The organism is Methylobacterium nigriterrae, assembly GCF_037106235.1.
Taxonomy (GTDB): Bacteria; Pseudomonadota; Alphaproteobacteria; order Rhizobiales; family Beijerinckiaceae; genus Methylobacterium; species Methylobacterium nigriterrae.
Map to the genome: position 1 here is coordinate 1 of NZ_JBAWTG010000093.1, position 17,801 is coordinate 17,801.

15 protein-coding genes and 1 pseudogene are annotated in these 17,801 nt (G+C 70.0%); 10 read left to right on the forward strand and 6 right to left on the reverse strand.

Annotated features, from left to right (window positions below; all coding sequences use genetic code 11):
* Positions 1–349 precede the first annotated feature (349 nt).
* The 7 genes from WDW90_RS27470 (at position 350) to WDW90_RS27500 (ending at position 7,257) form a co-directional block, all read left to right on the forward strand.
* Complete coding sequence (locus tag WDW90_RS27470) at positions 350–607, forward strand: hypothetical protein (RefSeq protein WP_336490692.1); 258 nt, start codon at positions 350–352, stop codon at positions 605–607.
* Positions 608–762: 155 nt separating this feature from the next.
* Positions 763–1,284: a phospholipase A2 family protein gene (locus WDW90_RS27475; protein ID WP_336490705.1), complete on the forward strand. Its 522-nt coding sequence runs from the start codon at positions 763–765 to the stop codon at positions 1,282–1,284.
* A gap of 259 nt (positions 1,285–1,543) precedes the next feature.
* Positions 1,544–1,789, forward strand: a complete 246-nt coding sequence (locus WDW90_RS27480; protein WP_336490693.1) for a hypothetical protein — start codon at positions 1,544–1,546, stop codon at positions 1,787–1,789.
* Positions 1,790–1,827: 38 nt separating this feature from the next.
* Complete coding sequence (locus tag WDW90_RS27485; RefSeq protein ID WP_336490694.1) at positions 1,828–2,244, forward strand: DUF1236 domain-containing protein; 417 nt, start codon at positions 1,828–1,830, stop codon at positions 2,242–2,244.
* A 546-nt stretch (positions 2,245–2,790) separates the two neighbouring features.
* On the forward strand, positions 2,791–5,070 hold the full coding sequence (locus WDW90_RS27490; RefSeq protein ID WP_336490695.1) for an ATP-binding protein: 2,280 nt from the start codon (positions 2,791–2,793) through the stop codon (positions 5,068–5,070).
* Between the two features lies 1 nt (position 5,071).
* The gene (locus tag WDW90_RS27495) at positions 5,072–5,533 is read left to right on the forward strand and encodes a response regulator (RefSeq protein WP_336490696.1); all 462 of its coding nucleotides are present in this window, start codon (positions 5,072–5,074) and stop codon (positions 5,531–5,533) included.
* A complete protein-coding gene (locus tag WDW90_RS27500; protein ID WP_336490706.1) occupies positions 5,515–7,257 on the forward strand; it encodes a response regulator in 1,743 nt (580 codons plus the stop codon). Before WDW90_RS27495 ends, WDW90_RS27500 begins: the two co-directional genes overlap by 19 nt.
* A gap of 325 nt (positions 7,258–7,582) precedes the next feature.
* Here WDW90_RS27500 and WDW90_RS27505 read toward each other — a convergent pair whose 3' ends face one another.
* The 6 genes from WDW90_RS27505 to WDW90_RS27530 form a co-directional block, all read right to left on the reverse strand.
* Entirely contained in the window at positions 7,583–8,779 is a 1,197-nt protein-coding gene (locus WDW90_RS27505; RefSeq protein WP_336490697.1) for a carbohydrate porin, read from the reverse strand.
* 584 nt (positions 8,780–9,363) lie between these two features.
* A complete protein-coding gene (locus WDW90_RS27510; RefSeq protein WP_336490698.1) occupies positions 9,364–10,200 on the reverse strand; it encodes an HpcH/HpaI aldolase/citrate lyase family protein in 837 nt (278 codons plus the stop codon).
* Complete coding sequence (locus WDW90_RS27515) at positions 10,197–10,649, reverse strand: MaoC family dehydratase (RefSeq protein WP_336490699.1); 453 nt, start codon at positions 10,647–10,649, stop codon at positions 10,197–10,199. Before WDW90_RS27515 ends, WDW90_RS27510 begins: the two co-directional genes overlap by 4 nt.
* A gap of 1 nt (position 10,650) precedes the next feature.
* Entirely contained in the window at positions 10,651–12,528 is a 1,878-nt protein-coding gene (locus WDW90_RS27520; RefSeq protein WP_336490700.1) for an ATP-binding protein, read from the reverse strand.
* A gap of 43 nt (positions 12,529–12,571) precedes the next feature.
* Positions 12,572–14,167, reverse strand: a complete 1,596-nt coding sequence (locus WDW90_RS27525) for a carboxyl transferase domain-containing protein (RefSeq protein WP_336490701.1) — start codon at positions 14,165–14,167, stop codon at positions 12,572–12,574.
* Positions 14,164–15,327, reverse strand: coding sequence for an acyl-CoA dehydrogenase family protein (locus WDW90_RS27530; protein ID WP_336490702.1), 1,164 nt, complete (start codon positions 15,325–15,327; stop codon positions 14,164–14,166). Before WDW90_RS27530 ends, WDW90_RS27525 begins: the two co-directional genes overlap by 4 nt.
* A gap of 95 nt (positions 15,328–15,422) precedes the next feature.
* Between WDW90_RS27530 and WDW90_RS27535 the strand changes: the two genes are divergently transcribed.
* The 3 genes and pseudogenes from WDW90_RS27535 to WDW90_RS27545 form a co-directional block, all read left to right on the forward strand.
* Complete coding sequence (locus WDW90_RS27535) at positions 15,423–16,343, forward strand: LysR family transcriptional regulator (RefSeq protein WP_336490703.1); 921 nt, start codon at positions 15,423–15,425, stop codon at positions 16,341–16,343.
* Positions 16,344–16,667: 324 nt separating this feature from the next.
* Positions 16,668–17,453 carry a CocE/NonD family hydrolase gene (locus WDW90_RS27540; protein WP_336490704.1) on the forward strand — a complete coding sequence of 262 codons (786 nt, stop codon included), beginning with the start codon at positions 16,668–16,670 and terminating at the stop codon, positions 17,451–17,453.
* Positions 17,454–17,519: 66 nt separating this feature from the next.
* A pseudogene (locus tag WDW90_RS27545) lies at positions 17,520–17,702 on the forward strand (transposase); the annotation flags it as partial.
* Between the last annotated feature and the right edge of the window lie 99 nt (positions 17,703–17,801).

Here is a 17,801-nt window from a genome sequence, read left to right on the forward strand (position 1 = left end):
GCCGTCTCCGCAAGCCAGGTCCCCAGGAACGGCCCCAAGCCCCCCTGGATGTCACCAATGAAGACGTTGATCAGGCCAAGATGCGTGGTCGCGAGCATGGAACGGGCGGGTGCGGGCTGCCGATATCGGCCGTCGGGCGGGTGGGCCCGATGTCCGGCGGCGGACCTGGGACGGGCTTCATAATCGTCCGAGCGGCGGAAACGGTTCCGCTCGATCCCGGCGCCAGGCCGATGCCGCGGTGGTGGCGAAGTGAAAATCCTGTAATCGCGAGGAAAGTGCGGAACCGTCGCGCGGCCTAAGTCGTATCTGCCCCACCCCGACAGCACATCATTCATTGGAGGAAGCATTGATGTTCCGCAGACCAACCTTGATCCTGTTCTCGACGCTGGCGCTGGCCGGTGGCGCCCTCGGCACGTCGACGGCTGCCATGGCCGACCCGCCCTGGGCGCGCGGCGAGCGCGGCTTCCACCATGGCGGCCCCCCGGCCTGGGCCCCGGCGCACGGGTGGCGCCGCCATCACGAGTTCGGCGGCTACGACCGCGCCTACCGCGGCACGCGCTTCGACGAGGGCCGTCGCTTCGGCCGTTACCGCGGCTACGGCTACTGAGCCTTGCGAGCGGCGGGCCCGTCGGACCCGCCGCTGACATGCCGAGACCCGGCCTGCGCTCGAGCAGGCCGGCCCCCGCCTACTGGAGCACCGCCTTGAACCCCATCCTTCGCTCGGTCCTCCTGGCCGCGACGCTCGTCCTGGCACAGGGCGCGATGGCGCAGACGGTCGAGGAGGCACCCGTCGCCGAGGACGCCGAGGCGGTCCGGCCCGGGCCTCCACCGCCCCTTTCCGACCTGTCGGATCCCAATTCGCGAAGCGGGGAGGCCCTGACCGAGCCCGACGGCCGCTCAGGCATTCCCAAGGCCCTGCGGGGCTCCGCCGCGAAGGCCGGCGGTCCGGCCAACGACCTGAACCCGAGCGGCCGACCGCAGGAGGCCCCGCTGCCGCAGAGCAACCTGGCGAACGTCATCGCCGGCAAGGAATTGTTCCACGGCAATTACTGCGGCGCCGGGCAGCGCGGCGAGGGATTGCCGCCGACCGACGCGCTCGATGCGGCCTGCATGCACCACGACGCCTGCTACGACACGGCGGGCTACCGTTCCTGCGCCTGCGATGCCACGCTCAAGCGGGAAGCGGCCGCCGTCTCGGACAGGCCGAGCGTGTCCGTGCAGGTGCGGCAGAGAGCCTTGAGCGTTGCCGAGGCCGCCGAGGCGCTGGGCTGCCAGGCCCCCTGAGGGCGCAGCCCGGCCACCGCGTTCCGCGGCCGACCCGCGTTGGCGGTGCGGCTCGCGCGCCTCGAACGGCATCGGCCATTGAAGGTACGGCTCCGTACTATCGGCGCTTTTCCGCCATTTTGAGCCGATGCCATGTCCAAACTCTAAGACAAATCGTTAACCGGCGCATCAACGCCGCGTATTCGAATCTAAGAATTCGATGGAACCCTATCGGCGAGACTTCGTTCTTGCTGTGATTTCTCATCGAGGAGTACGACACATGCGCAATCTACTGATCGTCGGCGCTGCCTTTGCAGCCCTGGCCGGGGTTTCGACGGCCGCAACCGCCGAGGATACCACCGTCATTCGGCGCGACAGCGCCCCGAGCGTCTCCGTCGAGCGACGCGAGGGCGTGGTCGAGCATCGCGGCGTCACCACCGGCAGCGTCGATTGCGGCTCCAAGACCGTCCACAAGGAGGACGGCGCGGGCAATTCGAAGACCGTCCACAAGGAAGGCTGCAACTGAGGCGTGGCCAAACCTTTCCTGACATCGGAGACACGATCATGACGAACAAGCTTCTGCTCGCCGCAACCACCGCCGCTCTTCTCGCGCTGCCCATGGCCGCCCAGGCGCAGGGCACCGTGCGCGGGGCCCAGCGCGGTGCCGAGGAGGGCGCCGCGGCGGCTGGCCCGGTCGGTGGCATCGTCGGCGGCGCGGTCGGCGCGGCCACGGGCACGGTCGGCGGCATCCTCGGCGTCGATGACCGGCCGCGCTTCCGCAGCTACGTGACCGGCCGCCACGTGAAGTCCTACGATTACGACGGCCGGGTGGCGGTGGGCAGCACGCTGCCGGCATCGGGCGTCACCTACTACGACGTTCCGGACGAGTACCACGTGAAGCCCGGCTACCGGTACACGGTGGTCAACAAGCAGCCGGTGCTCGTGGACGGCAGCCACCGCATCGTCGAGGTCATCGAGTGACCATCTGAGCCCAGGTCTGAGTCCAAGCCTGAGCCCAAGTCTGAGCCCAATTCGGGCACAGTGCGAGCCCGCCCCGGCACCCGCCGGGGCGGGCTTTCCCGCGTCTGCTCGAGGCGCGTCGCGCCGGAACCGCGACCGATCCCGTCGATGACAGGCAATGGCTCGCCGATCCCCGACCGGGCCGGGGCATGGTGCGGCCTGGGCCGGAGCCGCGACCGCCGTCGGAGAGGCACGCGACAGATCACGCGACGGATATCGATGGTCCGGGCCCTGAATTGCTCCCCGCCGGCACCGTCCCCGGACCGATGCCGGCCGGCTTCGCCTCGGGCCTTCACATTCAAAAGTTGCATCCCGGATTTGATCTGGCCTCAGGCCCGCTGTACGACCAGCGGTACGATACGGAACGCTGCTCTGGGGTTTGAGGCGACGGGGCATCGCGGATCATTCGACGGAGTTCGCATTCCGGGTCGCGGCCAGGACCTGGCATCGATCGGGACCTGGCATCGATCGGGACCTGGCATCGATGCAGCGAGGAGACGCGGCCTGGTGAACGAGACGGCGCACGCGCTGCCCTCCGCCGATCTGACGGCCTGTGACCGGGAGCCGATCCATCTCCTCGGCAGCCTTCAGCCGCACGGCTTCCTGCTCGCCTTGGAGGGGCCGGACCTTCGGATCGTGCAGGCGAGCGCGAACGTTCCCGACATGCCGGGACGGGCCGCCGGCCGCCTGCGTGGCGCGCCATTGGCGGAGGCCTTTCCGGAACTCCTCGCCGCCGTCTCGGCCGGCCTTTCAGCACAACCCGACCGGGCGGGCGCCAGCTACCTGCAGACGCTGACCCTCGACACGGTCCACGGCCCCAGATCCTACGACCTGGCCGCGCACCGCTCCGGCGACCTGACGCTCGTGGAACTGGAGGAGGTCACGAGCGAATCCGCATCGGTCCACAGCCTCGACGCGCTCTATCCGCGCCTGAACGCCTTCGTCGAGGGCCTGCACGCCGCGAGCACGGTGGAGGACATCTGCGCGCTGCTGGCGGCGGACGTCCGCCACATCACCGGCTTCGACCGCACCCTCGTCTACCGCTTCGACCGGGACTGGCACGGCACCGTCGTGGCCGAGGACGGCAACGGCGTGCTGCCCTCCTACCTCGACCTGCGCTTCCCCGCCTCCGACATCCCCGCCCAGGCGCGCGAGCTCTACCGCCGCAACCGCCTGCGGATCATCCCGGATGCCGGCTACGAGCCCGTGCCCATCGTGCCGAGGCTGACGCAGTCCACGGGCGCCCCCCTCGATCTCAGCCAGTCGGTCCTGCGCAGCATCTCGCCGGTTCACGTCGAGTACATGCGCAACATGGGCACGATGGCCTCGATGTCCGTCTCGATCCTCGTCGACGGCGCGCTCTGGGGCCTGATCTCCTGCCACAACGAGGCGCCCCACAGGGTTCCGCTCCAGGCCCGCAACGCCTGCGACTTCCTGACCCGGATCTTCGCCCTGCAACTCGCCGCGAAGGAGCGCGCGGCGCTCGCCGAGCAGCGGCTGCGCCTCGGCGCGATCCAGGCGCGTCTGCTCGGCTTCATGGCCGAGGAGGAGCATTTCCTCGACGGCCTCCTGAACCATCCCGACGACGTGCTGGCTCTTGCCGATGCGGGCGGGGCGGCCATCGTGACGAGCGAGCATTGCCGGTGCCTCGGCGTGACGCCCTCGAGCCGCGAGGTGCGGGGCATCTATGACTGGTTGTCGGCGCATCACGGCCGGGAAGCCGTCTTCGCCACCGACACGCTGGGCTCGGTCTACGGCGCGGCCCGGCGCTTTGCCGAACGCGCGAGCGGCCTGCTGGCGATCTCGATCTCGCAGAAATACGCGAGCTACGTCCTCTGGTTCAGGCCGGAGGTCGTGCAGACCGTGAAGTGGGGCGGCAACCCGACGAAGCCCGCGGTCCAAGATCCCGACGGCGGCCCCGCGCGGCTGCATCCGCGCAAGTCCTTCGAGACGTGGAAGGAGACCGTGCAGGGGCGCTCGCGGCCCTGGTCCGTCCCGGAAGTCGACGCGGCCAAGGACCTACGCTCGGCCGTGCTCGGCATCGTGCTGCGCCGGGCCGAGGAGCTCGCGGCGCTCAGCGAGGAGCTCCAGCGCTCGAACAAGGAACTCGAAGCCTTCTCGTATTCGGTCAGCCACGACCTGCGCGCCCCGTTCCGCCATATCGTCGGCTACTCCGAACTCCTGCGCGCGCGCGAGGGCGACCGGCTCTCCGAGAAGGGGCGGTACTACGTCAACACCATCGTCGAGGCCGCCTTCTCGGCGGGCACGCTCGTCGACAACCTACTCAGCTTCTCCCAGATGGGCCGGAACGCGCTCAATTGCGTCTCGGGCGACATGAACACCCTCGTCGAGGAGGTCCGCCGCAAGGTCCTGCGGGACGTGCCGGCGGAGCGCAGCGTCCGCTGGGAGGTCGGCGCGCTCGGGCGGGTCCACGCCGACCCGGTCATGCTGCGGCTCGTGGTCGAGAACCTCCTGTCCAACGCGGTCAAGTACACGCGCGGCAAGGCCGAGGCCGTGATCGAGATCGGCCGCGAGCCTGACCAGGACGGCGAGGCGGTGTTCTTCGTGCGCGACAACGGTGTCGGATTCGACATGGCCTATGTCGGCAAGCTGTTCGGGGTCTTCCAGCGCCTGCACCGGGTCGAGGAATTCGAGGGGACCGGAATCGGCCTCGCCAACGTGCGCCGCATCGTCGAGCGTCACGGCGGCCGAACCTGGGCCGAGGGCGCCCTCGATCGAGGCGCCACCTTCCACTTCACGTTACCGCTGCCCGGGGGGGCGCACTGACATGGCGGACCTGAAGCCGATCCTCCTCGTGGAGGACAACCCGAACGATGTCGAGCTGACGCTCGCCGCCCTGGAGAAGAGCCAGCTCGCGAACGAGATCGTCATCTGCCGCGACGGCGCCGAGGCCCTCGACTATCTCTACCGGCGCGGTCCCCACGAGAGCCGCGACGCACGTGATCCCGCCGTGGTACTGCTCGACCTGAAGCTGCCGAAGATCGACGGGCTCGAGGTGCTGGCCGCCGTCAAGGGCGATCCGCGGACGCGCGCCATCCCCATCGTCATGCTGACCTCCTCGCGCGAGGAATCGGACCTCGTGCGCTCCTACGAACTCGGCGTGAACGCCTTCGTGGTGAAGCCGGTCGGCTTCACGGAGTTCTTCGAGGCGATACAGGACCTCGGCGTGTTCTGGGCCGTGCTGAACGAGCCGCCGCCGCACAGGGGAGGCTGGCCATCGAACGTCTGACGAACGGCTCGCCCGAAGGCGCCCCGGCGCCGCTGCGCATCCTGCTGCTCGAAGACAGCGACCTCGACGCCGAGCTTCTCGAGGCCGTCCTCGACGGCGCGGGCACGCCCTACACGCTCACCCGGGTCATGACCCGCGAGGCATTCGCCGCGGCGGCCGCCGGGCAATGTCATGACCTCATCCTGGCCGATTACGTCCTGCCGACCTTCGACGGCCTGAGCGCGCTGGCGCTCGCCCGCGAACATTGCCCGCACATCCCGTTCGTCTTCGTCTCGGGCACCCTCGGCGAGGAGGTCGCGGTCGAGGCCCTGAAGAACGGCGCCACGGACTACGTCACCAAGCAGCGCCTCGACCGCCTTCCTCGCGCGGTGGTCCGAGCGCTCGCGGAGGCCCGGGCCCATGCCGAGCGGCGGGCGGCCGAGCAGGCCCTGCGCGAGCTGAACGAGACTCTCGAGGCACGGGTCGCGCAGCGCACCCGCGAACTCGCCGAGGCCAACGCGTCGCTGCAGCATCAGATCGTCGAGCGCGAGCGCATCGAGGAGGCCCTGCGCCAGGCCCAGCGCCTGGAGGCGGTGGGCCAGCTCACGAGCGGCGTCGCGCACGACTTCAACAACCTGCTGACGGTCATCGCGGGCAATATCGAGTTCCTCGAGAAGGCGACGACCGACGAGCGCTCGAAGCGGCGCCTCGACATGATGCGCGGCGCCGCCGAGCGTGGCGCCCGTCTGACGGCACAATTGCTGGCCTTCTCGCGGCGGCAGCGGCTGGAACCCGTCCCCGTCCAGCTGAACCGGACGGTCGCCTCGATGCGCGACCTGCTGCAGAGCTCCATCGGCGGCGCCGTGCGGATCGAGATGACGCTGCAGCCCGACCTCTGGCCGGCGCTCGTCGACGCGACGCAGATCGAGCTCATCATCCTCAACCTCGCCATCAACGCCCGCGACGCCATGGTGGTGGGCGGCTGCCTCACCATCGAGACCGCCAACGTGCGGCTGACGGACGGGCCGAGGCGGCCGGAGGAGCCGCCGCCGGGCGACTACGCCATGGTCGCGGTGAGCGACACCGGGACGGGCATTCCGCCGGAGGTCCTGAAGCGCGTGTTCGAGCCGTTCTTCACCACGAAGGAGGTCGGCAAGGGCTCGGGCCTCGGCCTCGCCCAGGTCTACGGCTTCGCCAAGCAATCGGGCGGCGGGGTTCGCATCGATACCATGCCGGGCGATGGCACCACGGTGCGGGTCTACCTGCCGCGCGTGGATGCACGTGCCCTCGCGCCCGACGCAGGTCCCGTCGAGGTCGATTGCGCGACCGCGCGCCGGCCCGGGGACAAGCCGGTGCTGCTCATCGTCGACGACGACAGCGCGGTTCGGGAGATCACCGCCACCAAGCTGGCCGAGGCCGGTTACGAGATCCGGGAAGCCGGCTCCGGCCTCGCGGCCATCCAGGCCCTCGAACACGATCCGTGCTTCGACCTGGTCGTCCTCGATTTCGCGATGCCCGGCATGAACGGCGCCCAGGTGGCCGGCGCGATCCGGCGCCGCTGGCCGGCGATACCGGTCGTGTTCGTCACCGGCTTCGCCGACAAGGAGGCGTTGACGGCGGAGGAAGCGGTCGGAGAGGATCGGATCGTGCAGAAGCCGTTCCAGGACGGGGAACTCGAACGCAAGATCGCCGCGGCTCTCGACGCCCGCCCCGCGCCCGGCCTGAGGCTCGTGTCGAGTCGCTAGGGGGCGCCCGCGGCCCCGCCGACCGCGTCGCCCGGGGCTCTCACCGCAGCCGGCCGAGCCGCGGCCCGCGGCAGCTCGGAACGGCGCGATGGCAGCCGGACCTCCAGGTCGCCATGCACGTCCCCGGCGGGCCCATCGCCCCGCCCTGGAATCGTGTGAGCCGAGCCTCTTGAGCCTCGACAGGCGAACCGGCGCCCGGCCCGCCGACCTTCCTCGCCCTGGATCCCGCCGCGCAGGGATCCGGCTCAGTAGAGCATCGTGACCCCGAGGGAGGCGTTCAGGGCGCCGGGGCTCTTCCTGGCGATGGTCGGGTTGTCCGTGTAGGTCAGTCCGGCGGTGACATAGAGGCCGCCCTGAATGCGGTAGGTGTAGGATCCGGTGACCGAAACGATGTCGGCGGCCGGCTTTTGAGCCCGAACTGCCGCAGGGATTGCTTCAGGCCGCTGCCGACGAAGCTCTTGCTGAAGCCGATCGCGGCGACATCGAAGGGCCGGCTCGCGAAGGTGCCGATCTGGTAGAGCGTGACGCTGTAGTCGCTGCCGAACGGGTTCCGGTCGCTGCGGGCCTTGTCGTATTTCGCGCCCACGTACAAACCCTGGAACGGCAGGGCTTTGTTCGGCTGGGTGAGCTGGAAATCGGCGAAGGCATAGTAGCCGAAGTTGTCGCCGGTCTGCCCGGGGCGATTGAAGATCGGGAAGTCCGACTGGTTGTAGATCGCGCCCGCACGCACCCAGATCTTCTTCCTGTCCGGCGCGGATTCGACCTTGTACCCGGTCTCGTTGATGAAGAGCGGTCCCGCGCCCGGGACGCCGAAGCGCAGGCCGGTCGAGTTGAGGCGACTATCTTCGAACAGGCCGAGGGGGCTGACGCTGCGGGCGATGCCGAAATGCGTGTAGAAATCCTTGTCGGGCGCGTAGATGCGGATGTCGGCATTCGGCGTCGGGCGGAAGGGCGACAGCCCCAACCCGTAGGGGATGCTGCTGATCGGACCGAGAGCGCTGGAGCCGAGGGTCGTGCCGGCGATGGCGAAGGCGAACTTCGTCGCCATCCGCGCATAGCCGACCTGCACCTCGACGTGATCGTCGAGGAAGGGTCGGTAGAACGACAATTGTACGAGGTACGCGCCACGATCGCCGGCCAACTTATACGAGGTCGACACATACGTGGGGATCACGGCAAGCTGCGAGCCCTTGCCCAGTCCAAGACGCTCCGTGTCGTAGGTGAAGATGGCGAGGTTGCTCGTCGTGAAGGTCGGAATCTGGCCGACATAGGTCTGCTTGCGCGCATCATGCCCGAGGACATCGTAAGTCAGTTGCGGCGTGAACAGCCCGAAAAAGCCGATTCCGTGCTCGGCGAGGGCGCTTCTGATGCCGCCAAGTTCGGGCACGATGGTCTCGCAGACCGATCCGAGGGGCGTGTCCACACCGCGCAGCATCAGCGCGTCGTAGCGCAGGCAGGGCGGCGGCGCGGCCGGAGCCGTCTGTGCCATGGCGGCCGTGCCGGCCAGGAACGTCGTGCACAACGCCGCCGTCAGGCGGGCGGCACGGCGACCATGACCGGCACCGCGCCACCCGGCGGGATGCTCGGGACTCGTCCTCGGACCAGGAGGTCTGGTCGTCGCGCGCTCGATCATGTCTTGCCCCCCAAGGTTTTATTCTCGAACGAGGTCCCGCGTTCGGCTCGCCCGGACCCCGTGTTGCCGTACGGGGCGAGGGCATCGTCCGCGCCCTCCGCCCTCGTTCTCGAGACCCACGCCTTCGGCCGAGCTGTCCCGCGTGGGCGGGGAGCCGGACTAAAGGTTTGATGTTGTTCTTATTCCGCTTGTCGCGCTGAAAACTGCCAGTGCGAAGACTGTGCAGAGCATTCACGAATTTTCTTCTAGAAACGATTTTGACCGTCGACAATCTTCAAGAATGAAGAGCCGGCCTTCAAAAATGCATATGGGCATCTCTGGCGACCAGGAATGGGTCGTGTGCTGACGTCCTGCAGCCGCATCGCCCGATCTTCTGACCAGACGCGGATCCGAATCTTGGCGCGTCGTGCCGACCGTCCGGGCCTCGCCGTGACGAAGCGATTCTTACGGTCACGGCCGCAGGGCCGACCGCGCTACGATTCGAGAAGCCGCCGCGCCTGCTTGAGGTGCGGCGCATCGATCATCCGGCCGCCGAGCTGCAGGACGCCGGCATCGGGGGCGGCCTCGAACGCGGCGACGATCGCGCGGGCACGCTCGAGATCCGCCTCGCTCGGCGTGAAGGCGGCGTTGATGATGCCGACCTGGGTGGGATGCAGCGCCATCATCCCCGAGAAGCCGTCGCGGCGGGCGCGCGCCGCGTAGGCCGACAAACCGTCGAGGTTGCGAAGGTCGGGGAAGACCGTCTCGATCGCCGGGACGCCGGCGGCGTGCGCGGCAAACAGCGTCAGCGCGCGCGCCATCTCGTAGGGCGCGGTGTAGCGCCCGTCCGGCTCGCGGCTCGCGGACGCCCCGATCGCGGCGGGCAGGTCCTCGGCGCCCCAGGTCAGGCCGGCGAGGCGGGCGCCGATGCGGCGGTAGGTGCCGAGCCCGAAGATCGCGGCAGGCGTCTCCGTGGCGATCGGCAGGATCGGCAGCGTCGTTCCCGCCCGCGCGATCAGCCGCGCGACGCTGTGCGCGCCCTCGGACTTCGGAAGGACGAGGCCGTCCGGCGGGCTTCCGAGCACGGCTTCGAGATCGGCCGCCAGCAGGCCGCTCTCCAGAGGATTGATGCGGACGAACAGCGCCGGCCTGTCCCGCGCAGGGCCGATCCGGCGCAGGAAGGCGGCCGTCGCAGCCCGCGCCGCATCCTTGGCGGAGAGCGCGACGGCATCCTCGAGATCGAGGATCAGCGCGTCGGCGCCGAGGCCGAGCGCCTTCTCCATGCGCTCGGGCCGGTCGCCGGGCACGAAGAGCAGGCAGCGCAGCCTCATGCGGGCGTCCGTTCCACGAGCGCCATGCGCAGGCATCGGCAGACGACCTCCCCGCGCTGGTTCAGGAGCTCGTGCCGGAAGGTCACGATGCCGGCCTCCGGCCGCGAGCGGCTGTCCTTCAGCGCGACGACCTCGCTCTCGGCCCGCAGCGTGTCGCCGATGAAGACGGGCTTGGGCATGACGAGCTTGTCGTAGCCGAGATTGGCGATGAGCGTGCCGAGCGTGGTCTCGCCGACCGAGAGCCCGACCATCAGCGCGAACGTGAAGGTGCCGTTGACGAGGATCTGGCCGAACTCGCTCGCCCGCGCCGCCTCGGCGTCGATGTGCAGCGGCTGCGGGTTGTGCGTCATCGTCGAGAACAGGAGGTTGTCCGTCTCGGTGACCGTGCGGCGGATCTCGTGGGCGAGGCGGTCGCCGACCCGCCAGGCATCGTAGAATCGTCCGGCCATGTCAGGCGCTCGCCTCGACACGGGCGAGAAGCGCACTCTCGCTCACCTGATCGCCCTCCGTGACCTTCAGCGCGACGACGGTGCCGTCGAAGGGCGCCACGAGCGCCTGCTCCATCTTCATCGCCTCGATCACGACGAGGCGCTGACCCTTCGTGACCCGGCCACCCTCCTCGACCGCCACCGCGATCACGCGGCCCGGCATCGGCGCGAGAATCGCCCCGTCACCGGCCTGTCCCGAACCGGAGACGCGGTCCGCGCGCGGCGGCCCGAAGTCCCAGGCCACGCCGTCGAGGAAGAGGACGCGGCCGCCGTCGGCGAGCCCGCGGACCCGGGCAGCGGAGGGCTGGGGCGGGTGCGGAACCTCCACGACATGGAGCGTGCCGGCGATCTCCACCGCGACCTCAACGCGAGGATCGGCATTCGCCCGGAAGCCCGCGAGCGCGGTCCAGGGATCGTCCGGCCCGGCGGGCAGGAGCGCGGCGGCGGCCGCCTGCAGCACCGCCTCGGAGGGCTCGGCGCCCGGCACCAGGGCGGCGGCACGGCGCTCGATGAAGCCGGTATCGACGCGTCCGGCGACGAAGTCGGGATCGGCCGCGGCGCGGGCCAGGAAGCCCGCATTGGTGCGCACCGGCCAGACCTCGACCGCGCGCGCAGCCGCCGCCAGCCGGGCCGCCGCCTCGCCGCGGCCCGATGCGTGGACGACGAGCTTGGCGATCATCGGGTCGTAGAAGGGCGTCACCGCATCGCCCTGCTCGACACCGCTGTCGACGCGGATGCCGGCGGGCAGGCGCAGGTGATCGAGCGGTCCGGTCGAGGGCAGGAAGCCGGTCGCCGGGTTCTCCGCGTAGAGCCGGGCCTCCATTGCCCAGCCGTCGATCGCGAGCTCGTCCTGCCGCAGGGGCAGCGGTTCGCCGCTCGCCACACGCAGCTGCCACTCGACGAGGTCCTGCCCGGTGATCGCCTCGGTCACCGGATGCTCGACCTGGAGCCGCGTGTTCATCTCCATGAACCAGATCCGGTCGGCGCGCAGGCCCTCCGAGGCGTCGGCGATGAACTCGATCGTACCGGCACCGACATAGCCGACGGCTTGGGCCGCCCGCACGGCGGCCTCGCAGACAGCCGCGCGCGTCTGCGCATCAATGCCGGGCGCGGGCGCCTCCTCGATCACCTTCTGGTGGCGGCGCTGCAGCGAGCAGTCGCGCTCGAACAGGTGCACGACGTTCCCATGCCTATCGCCGAAGACCTGAACCTCGACGTGGCGCGGCGACAGGATGTACTTCTCGATCAGCACGCGCTCGTCGCCGAACGCGGCCGCCGCCTCGCGCCGGCAGCTCGCGAGCGCCTCGTCGAACGCGTCCTCGACGTCGACGCGCCGCATGCCTTTGCCGCCGCCGCCCGCGACCGCCTTGATGAGCACGGGGTAGCCCGTCGCGCCCGCCTCGCGCCGGAGACGGTCGGGCGACTGGTCCTCGCCCATGTAGCCGGGCGTGACCGGCACGCCCGCCGCCAGCATGCGCGCCTTGGCGGCGTCCTTGAGGCCCATCGCCCGGATCGCGGCCGGCGGCGCGCCGACCCAGACCAGCCTCGCCGCCGCGACGGCCTCGGCGAAATCCGCATTCTCGGAGAGGAAGCCGTAGCCGGGATGGATCGCCTCCGCGCCCGCCTCCCGCGCCGCCGCGAGGATCCGGTCCTGGCGCAGGTAGCTGTCCCGCGCGGCGGCCGAGCCGATGCAGATCGCGGCATCCGCCTCCGTGACGAAGGGCAGTCCCGCATCGACGTCGGAATGCACGGCGACGGTGCGCACGCCGAGGCGCCGCGCCGTGCGGATGATCCGCCGCGCGATCTCGCCGCGGTTGGCGATGAGCAGGGAGCGGATCACGGCGCGGCCTCCATGTGCCGGGACAGGATGGGACGCTCCATCGTCACATCCGGAAGAGGCCGAACCGCGCCCGCTCGGGGATCGGCGCGTTCAGCGTGGCGGAGAGGGCGAGGCCGAGGACGTCGCGGGTCTGCGCGGGGTCGATCACGCCGTCGTCCCAGAGCCGGGCGGTGGCGTAGTAGGGGTTGCCCTCGTCCTCGTAGGTGCGGCGGATCGGGTTCTTGAAGGCCTCGGCTTCCTCCGAGCTCCAGCGTTCCGCGTCGCGATGGACGGTGGCGAGCACGGAGGCCGCCTGCTCGCCGCCCATCACCGAGATGCGCGCGTTCGGCCAGGTGAAGAGGAAGCGCGGCCCGTAGGCGCGTCCGCACATCCCGTAATTGCCCGCCCCGAACGAGCCGCCGATCAGCACCGTCAGCTTCGGCACCGAGGCGGTCGCCACCGCGGTGACGAGCTTGGCCCCGTTCTTGGCGATGCCCTCGGCCTCGTAGCGGCCGCCGACCATGAAGCCCGAGATGTTCTGCAGGAAGAGCAGCGGCACGCGGCGCTGGCAGGCGAGCTCGATGAAATGCGCGCCCTTGAGCGCGCTCTCCGAGAACAGCACGCCGTTATTGGCGAGGATGGCGACGGGCATGCCCCAGATGCGGGCGAAGCCGCAGACGAGCGTGGTGCCGTAGAGCGACTTGAAATCCTGCAGCTCCGATCCGTCGACGAGCCGGCCGATCACCTCGCGCACGTCGTAGGGCGCGCGGACGTCCTGCGGGATCAGGCCGTAGAGGTCCTCCGGGTCGAGCCGCGGCGGGCGCGGCGGGGCGATGTCGATGTCCACCGCCTTCGGGCGGTTGAGGGTCGCGACGATGCTGCGCAGGATGAGAAGCGCGTGCGCGTCGTTCTCGGCGACGTGGTCGACGACGCCGGAGCGGCGGCCGTGCACCTCGGCGCCGCCGAGATCCTCGGCCGAGATCACCTCGCCGGTCGCCGCCTTCACGAGCGGAGGCCCGGCCAGGAAGATCGTGCCCTGGCCGCGCACGATCACCGACTCGTCGGCCATGGCCGGCACGTAGGCGCCGCCCGCGGTGCAGCTTCCCATCACGCAGGCGATCTGCGGGATGCCCTCGGCGGACATCTGCGCCTGGTTGTAGAAGATGCGCCCGAAATGCTCGCGATCGGGAAAGACCTCGGCCTGATGCGGCAGGTTGGCGCCGCCGCTGTCGACAAGGTACAGGCAGGGCAGGCGGTTCTCGCGGGCGATCTCCTGGGCGCGCAGGTGCTTCTTCACCGTCATCGGGAAGTAGGCGCCGCCCTTCACGGTCGAGTCGTTGGCCGCCACCAGGCATTCGCGCCCGTGGACGCGGCCGATCCCGGCGATGATCCCGGCGCCCGGCGCCTCGTCCCGGTAAAGGCCCCCGGCCGCGAGCTGCCCGATCTCCAGGAAGGGCGAGCCCGGATCGAGCAGGCGGCTCACCCGCTCGCGCGGCAGCAGCTTGCCGCGCGCCACGTGGCGGGCGCGATGGGCCTCCGAGCCGCCGAGCGCCGCCAGGGCGACCTTCGCGCGCAGCGCCTCCGCCAGCGCGCGGTTGTGGGCGGCGTTGGCGACGAAGTCCGGCAGGGACCGGTCGACGTGGGTCGGGAGGACCGTCATGCCCCGGCTCCGACGAGTTCGCGGCCGATCAGCATGCGGCGGATCTCGTTGGTGCCGGCCCCGATGTCGAGGAGCTTGGCGTCGCGCCAGCAGCGCTCCACCGGCCAGTCCGTGGTGTAGCCCGCGCCCCCGAGCGCCTGGATCGCCTCGCCGGCGACGCGCACGGCGCTCTCGGAGGCGAGCAGGATCGCCCCCGCCGCGTCGAAGCGGGTCGTGCGGTCGGCATCGCAGGCCCGGGCGACCGCGTAGACGTAGGCGCGCGCCGAGCTCAGCGCGACGTACATGTCCGCCACCTTGGCCTGCATCAGCTGGAAATCGCCGATCGGCCGGCCGAACTGCCGCCGCGCGCGGATGTAGGGCAGCACCGTGTCGAGGCAGGCCTGCATCAGGCCGAGCTGGATGCCCGCCAGCACCACGCGCTCGTAGTCGAGGCCAGACATCAGCACGCCCACGCCGCCGCCGGCGGGTCCCATCACCTGCGCGTCGGGCACGAAGCAATCGTCGAAGACGAGCTCGGCGGTCGGCGAGCCGCGCATGCCGACCTTCTCGATCTTTCGGCCGACGGAGAAGCCCGCGAAGGTCTTCTCGATCAGGAAGGCGGTGATGCCGCGCGCGCCCGCACCCGGGTCCGTCTTGGCGTAGACGACCAGGGTGTCGGCCTCGGTCGCGTTGGTGATCCAGAACTTCGTGCCGTTCAGGCGATAGCCGCCCGCCACCCGGTCGGCGCGCAGCCGCATCGCGACGACGTCGGATCCCGCCTCCGCCTCCGACATGGCGAGGCTGCCGACATGCGCGCCCGAGATGAGGCCCGGCAGGTAGCGCGCCTTCTGCTCGGGCGAGCCCCAGCGGCGGATCTGGTTGATGCAGAGGTTGGAATGCGCGCCGTAGCTGAGGCCGACCGAGCCGGAGGCGCGGCTGACCTCCTCGCAGGCGACGACGTGTTCGAGGTAGCCGAGCCCGAGCCCGCCATCGGCCTCCTCCACGGTGATGCCGTGGAGGCCCAGCGCGCCCATCTCGGGCCAGAGCGCGCGCGGGAAGCTGTCCTCGCGGTCGATGCGGGCCGCGAGCGGGGCGATGCGGTCCCGGGCGAAGCGCCGGACCGTGTCGCGGATCGCGTCGGCGGTCTCGCCGAGCGCGAAATCGAGCGTCGTTGCGGTCACGGGCTCCTCCGGTCGGTATCTGCGCAGCGAGACGTAGCAGGCGGCGGTCGTTTCGAAAAATTGAAAGATCTTGGTATTGTGAATAGAAAAAAGCTATGATGGACCGCTACCTGCTGCGCTACTTCCTGGCCGTCGTCGATTGCGGCAGCTTCTCGCGCGCCGCCGCTCAGGAGAACGTCGCCCAGCCGACGCTCTCGGTCGGCATCGCGAAGCTCGAACGCCATCTGGGGGCGAAGCTCTTCAACCGGACGAGCCAGCGCGTGCAGCTGACGGAAGCCGGGGCCCGCCTGTCGAGCTTCGCCCGCCGGATCGAGAGCGAGTTCAACCGGGCCGAAGCCGCGGTGCTCGGCCTCGAACCCGTCCGGCTGTTCAGGCTCGGCGTCCTGACCACGATCCCGACGGCGCCGCTCGCGAGCTTCGTGGCGCAGGCGGCGGCGCACCGCCCGGGGATGCACGTGGAACTGGTCGAGGGGGCGGAGGGGGCCCTGCTGCAACGGCTGCGCCGCGGCCGGGTCGATGCGGCGCTCACGCTCCTGCGTCCCGACGAACCGCGTTTCGCGCAGGAGCAGTTCCTGACCGAGAGCTACGCGCTGGCGCTGCCGGCCTCCCATCGCCTCGCCGACCGCGCGAGCATCCCCGCCGACGAACTCGGCGACGAGGTCATGATCGTGCGCCGGCAGTGCGAGGTCCTGTCCGAGACGAGCCGGCACTTCGTCGAGCGCGGCGTTCGGCCGTTCTTCGCGCTCAAGACCACGAACGACGACCGCGCGCTGGCTCTCGTCCGGGCCGGGCTCGGCATCACGGTGATGCCGGAATCCTACGCGAGCGAGGGCATCCGCATGCCCGAGCTCGCGGGATTCCGGCCGGAGCGCCGGATCGGCCTCCTGTGGGCTGAGGAGAGCGAGGGCATCGCCTCGGCCGCCAAGCCGCTCGTTGATCTCCTCAGGGCCGCATTCGATCGCGCAGCGCCACGGCGGCGACCGGCGCGCCTGCGAGCCGACGGAGCCCTCCCATAATCGGACGGCGCCGCGGCCTCCTCCAGGACGGCCTTCCGCGGACAGGACCGCCCGGGCAGCGTCACGCTCATCGGCCTCGGTGAGCGCCGCCGATGCCGCGCGTGGACAGGCTCAAGTAAATCTGCAGAACTGTTCCCGTAAAATCCTTGATCCCCGCGCCCGCAATGATGTGTTATGCGCGATCTCAGACGGAATAACGCGGCTTGTTCCGTGGCATGAACAATAATTGCTCAGTAGGGAGGATCGGAAATGAGCGCAAATAGCTCAGACCTGGGAGGCTGTGCGGCGTCTCCCGCGAACGAAGTCGGGCCGACGGCCACGCCCATGACACGCCGGACCCTGCCGGCGCTGTCGGGGGGCGCCGCCGTGGCGTTGATGGCGGGGATCGACGGCGGCCTGGCGGCGAATCCGAACGTCGCCGTGGCGAGAAACGTCCGCGTTTCGGCATCCGACGGAACCGCGCTCGCGACCGATCTCTACTTTCCGGCGCAAGGCGGGGCGGTCGATTTCAAGCGCTCCTACCCCACCGTTCTCCTCAGGTCGCCTTATGCCCATCTGGGCCCGCTCGGCGACCACGTCGCGCTCTCGTTCTGTGCACGTGGCTACGCCGTTGCCGTCCAGGATTCACGCGGAACGGGCCGGTCCGAAGGAACCTTCGAGCCGATGCGCAACGAGAGTTGGGGCAGCCATCGGGACGGCGCGGACACCGCCGCGTGGCTGGTCCGCCAGCCGTGGAGCAACGGCAAGTTCTACGCCTATGGCGGCTCCTATTTGGGTGGAACGGCACTGCTCCTGACGCCGATGGGCCTGCCCGGCCTGACGGCCGGGTTCGTCGAGAACGCCGCGGTCAACCTGTTCAACAGCGGTTGGGTGTATCGGGACGGCCTGTTCTGCCAGGCGACGGCGCTCTTCTGGACGGGGATGATGGCCAGCCAGGCGCTGCGGGGGCAGCCCGATCGGCTGGCCGCGTTGTCCCCGCCTCCTGCTCCTTCTCCTGCGGCCGGCGGCGAGAACGCATTCCAGTTCCCCGATCCGGCAGTGGTTGCGAGGCTGCCGGCCGACGTGCCCCTCAACGAGGCGCCCATCGTCAAGCACGTCCCCTTCTACTAGCGTCCGGACCCATAACGGTGGCGCGTCCTGCCACGGTGTGATTCAGGGTTCCTGTAGGAGGAGCCCATGGATCAGTTTTGGCTGACGGACGAGCAGTTTGCGAAGATCGCGCCGCACCTGCCCACCGACACGCGCGGCAAAGCTCGCGTGGATGACCGGCGCGTGATCAGCGGCATCGTCCATGTGCTGAAAAGCGGTGGCCGCTGGACGGATGCACCGCGCGAGGTCTACGGGCCGAAGAAGACCCTCTAGATGGCCTGTTCACAAGCGACAAATTCTGCCTGACGCGCGAGGGACGGCTTGCGCTGTCCTGGCGGCGAGGTCCCCGGGGCACGGGTCGCCCAGCCG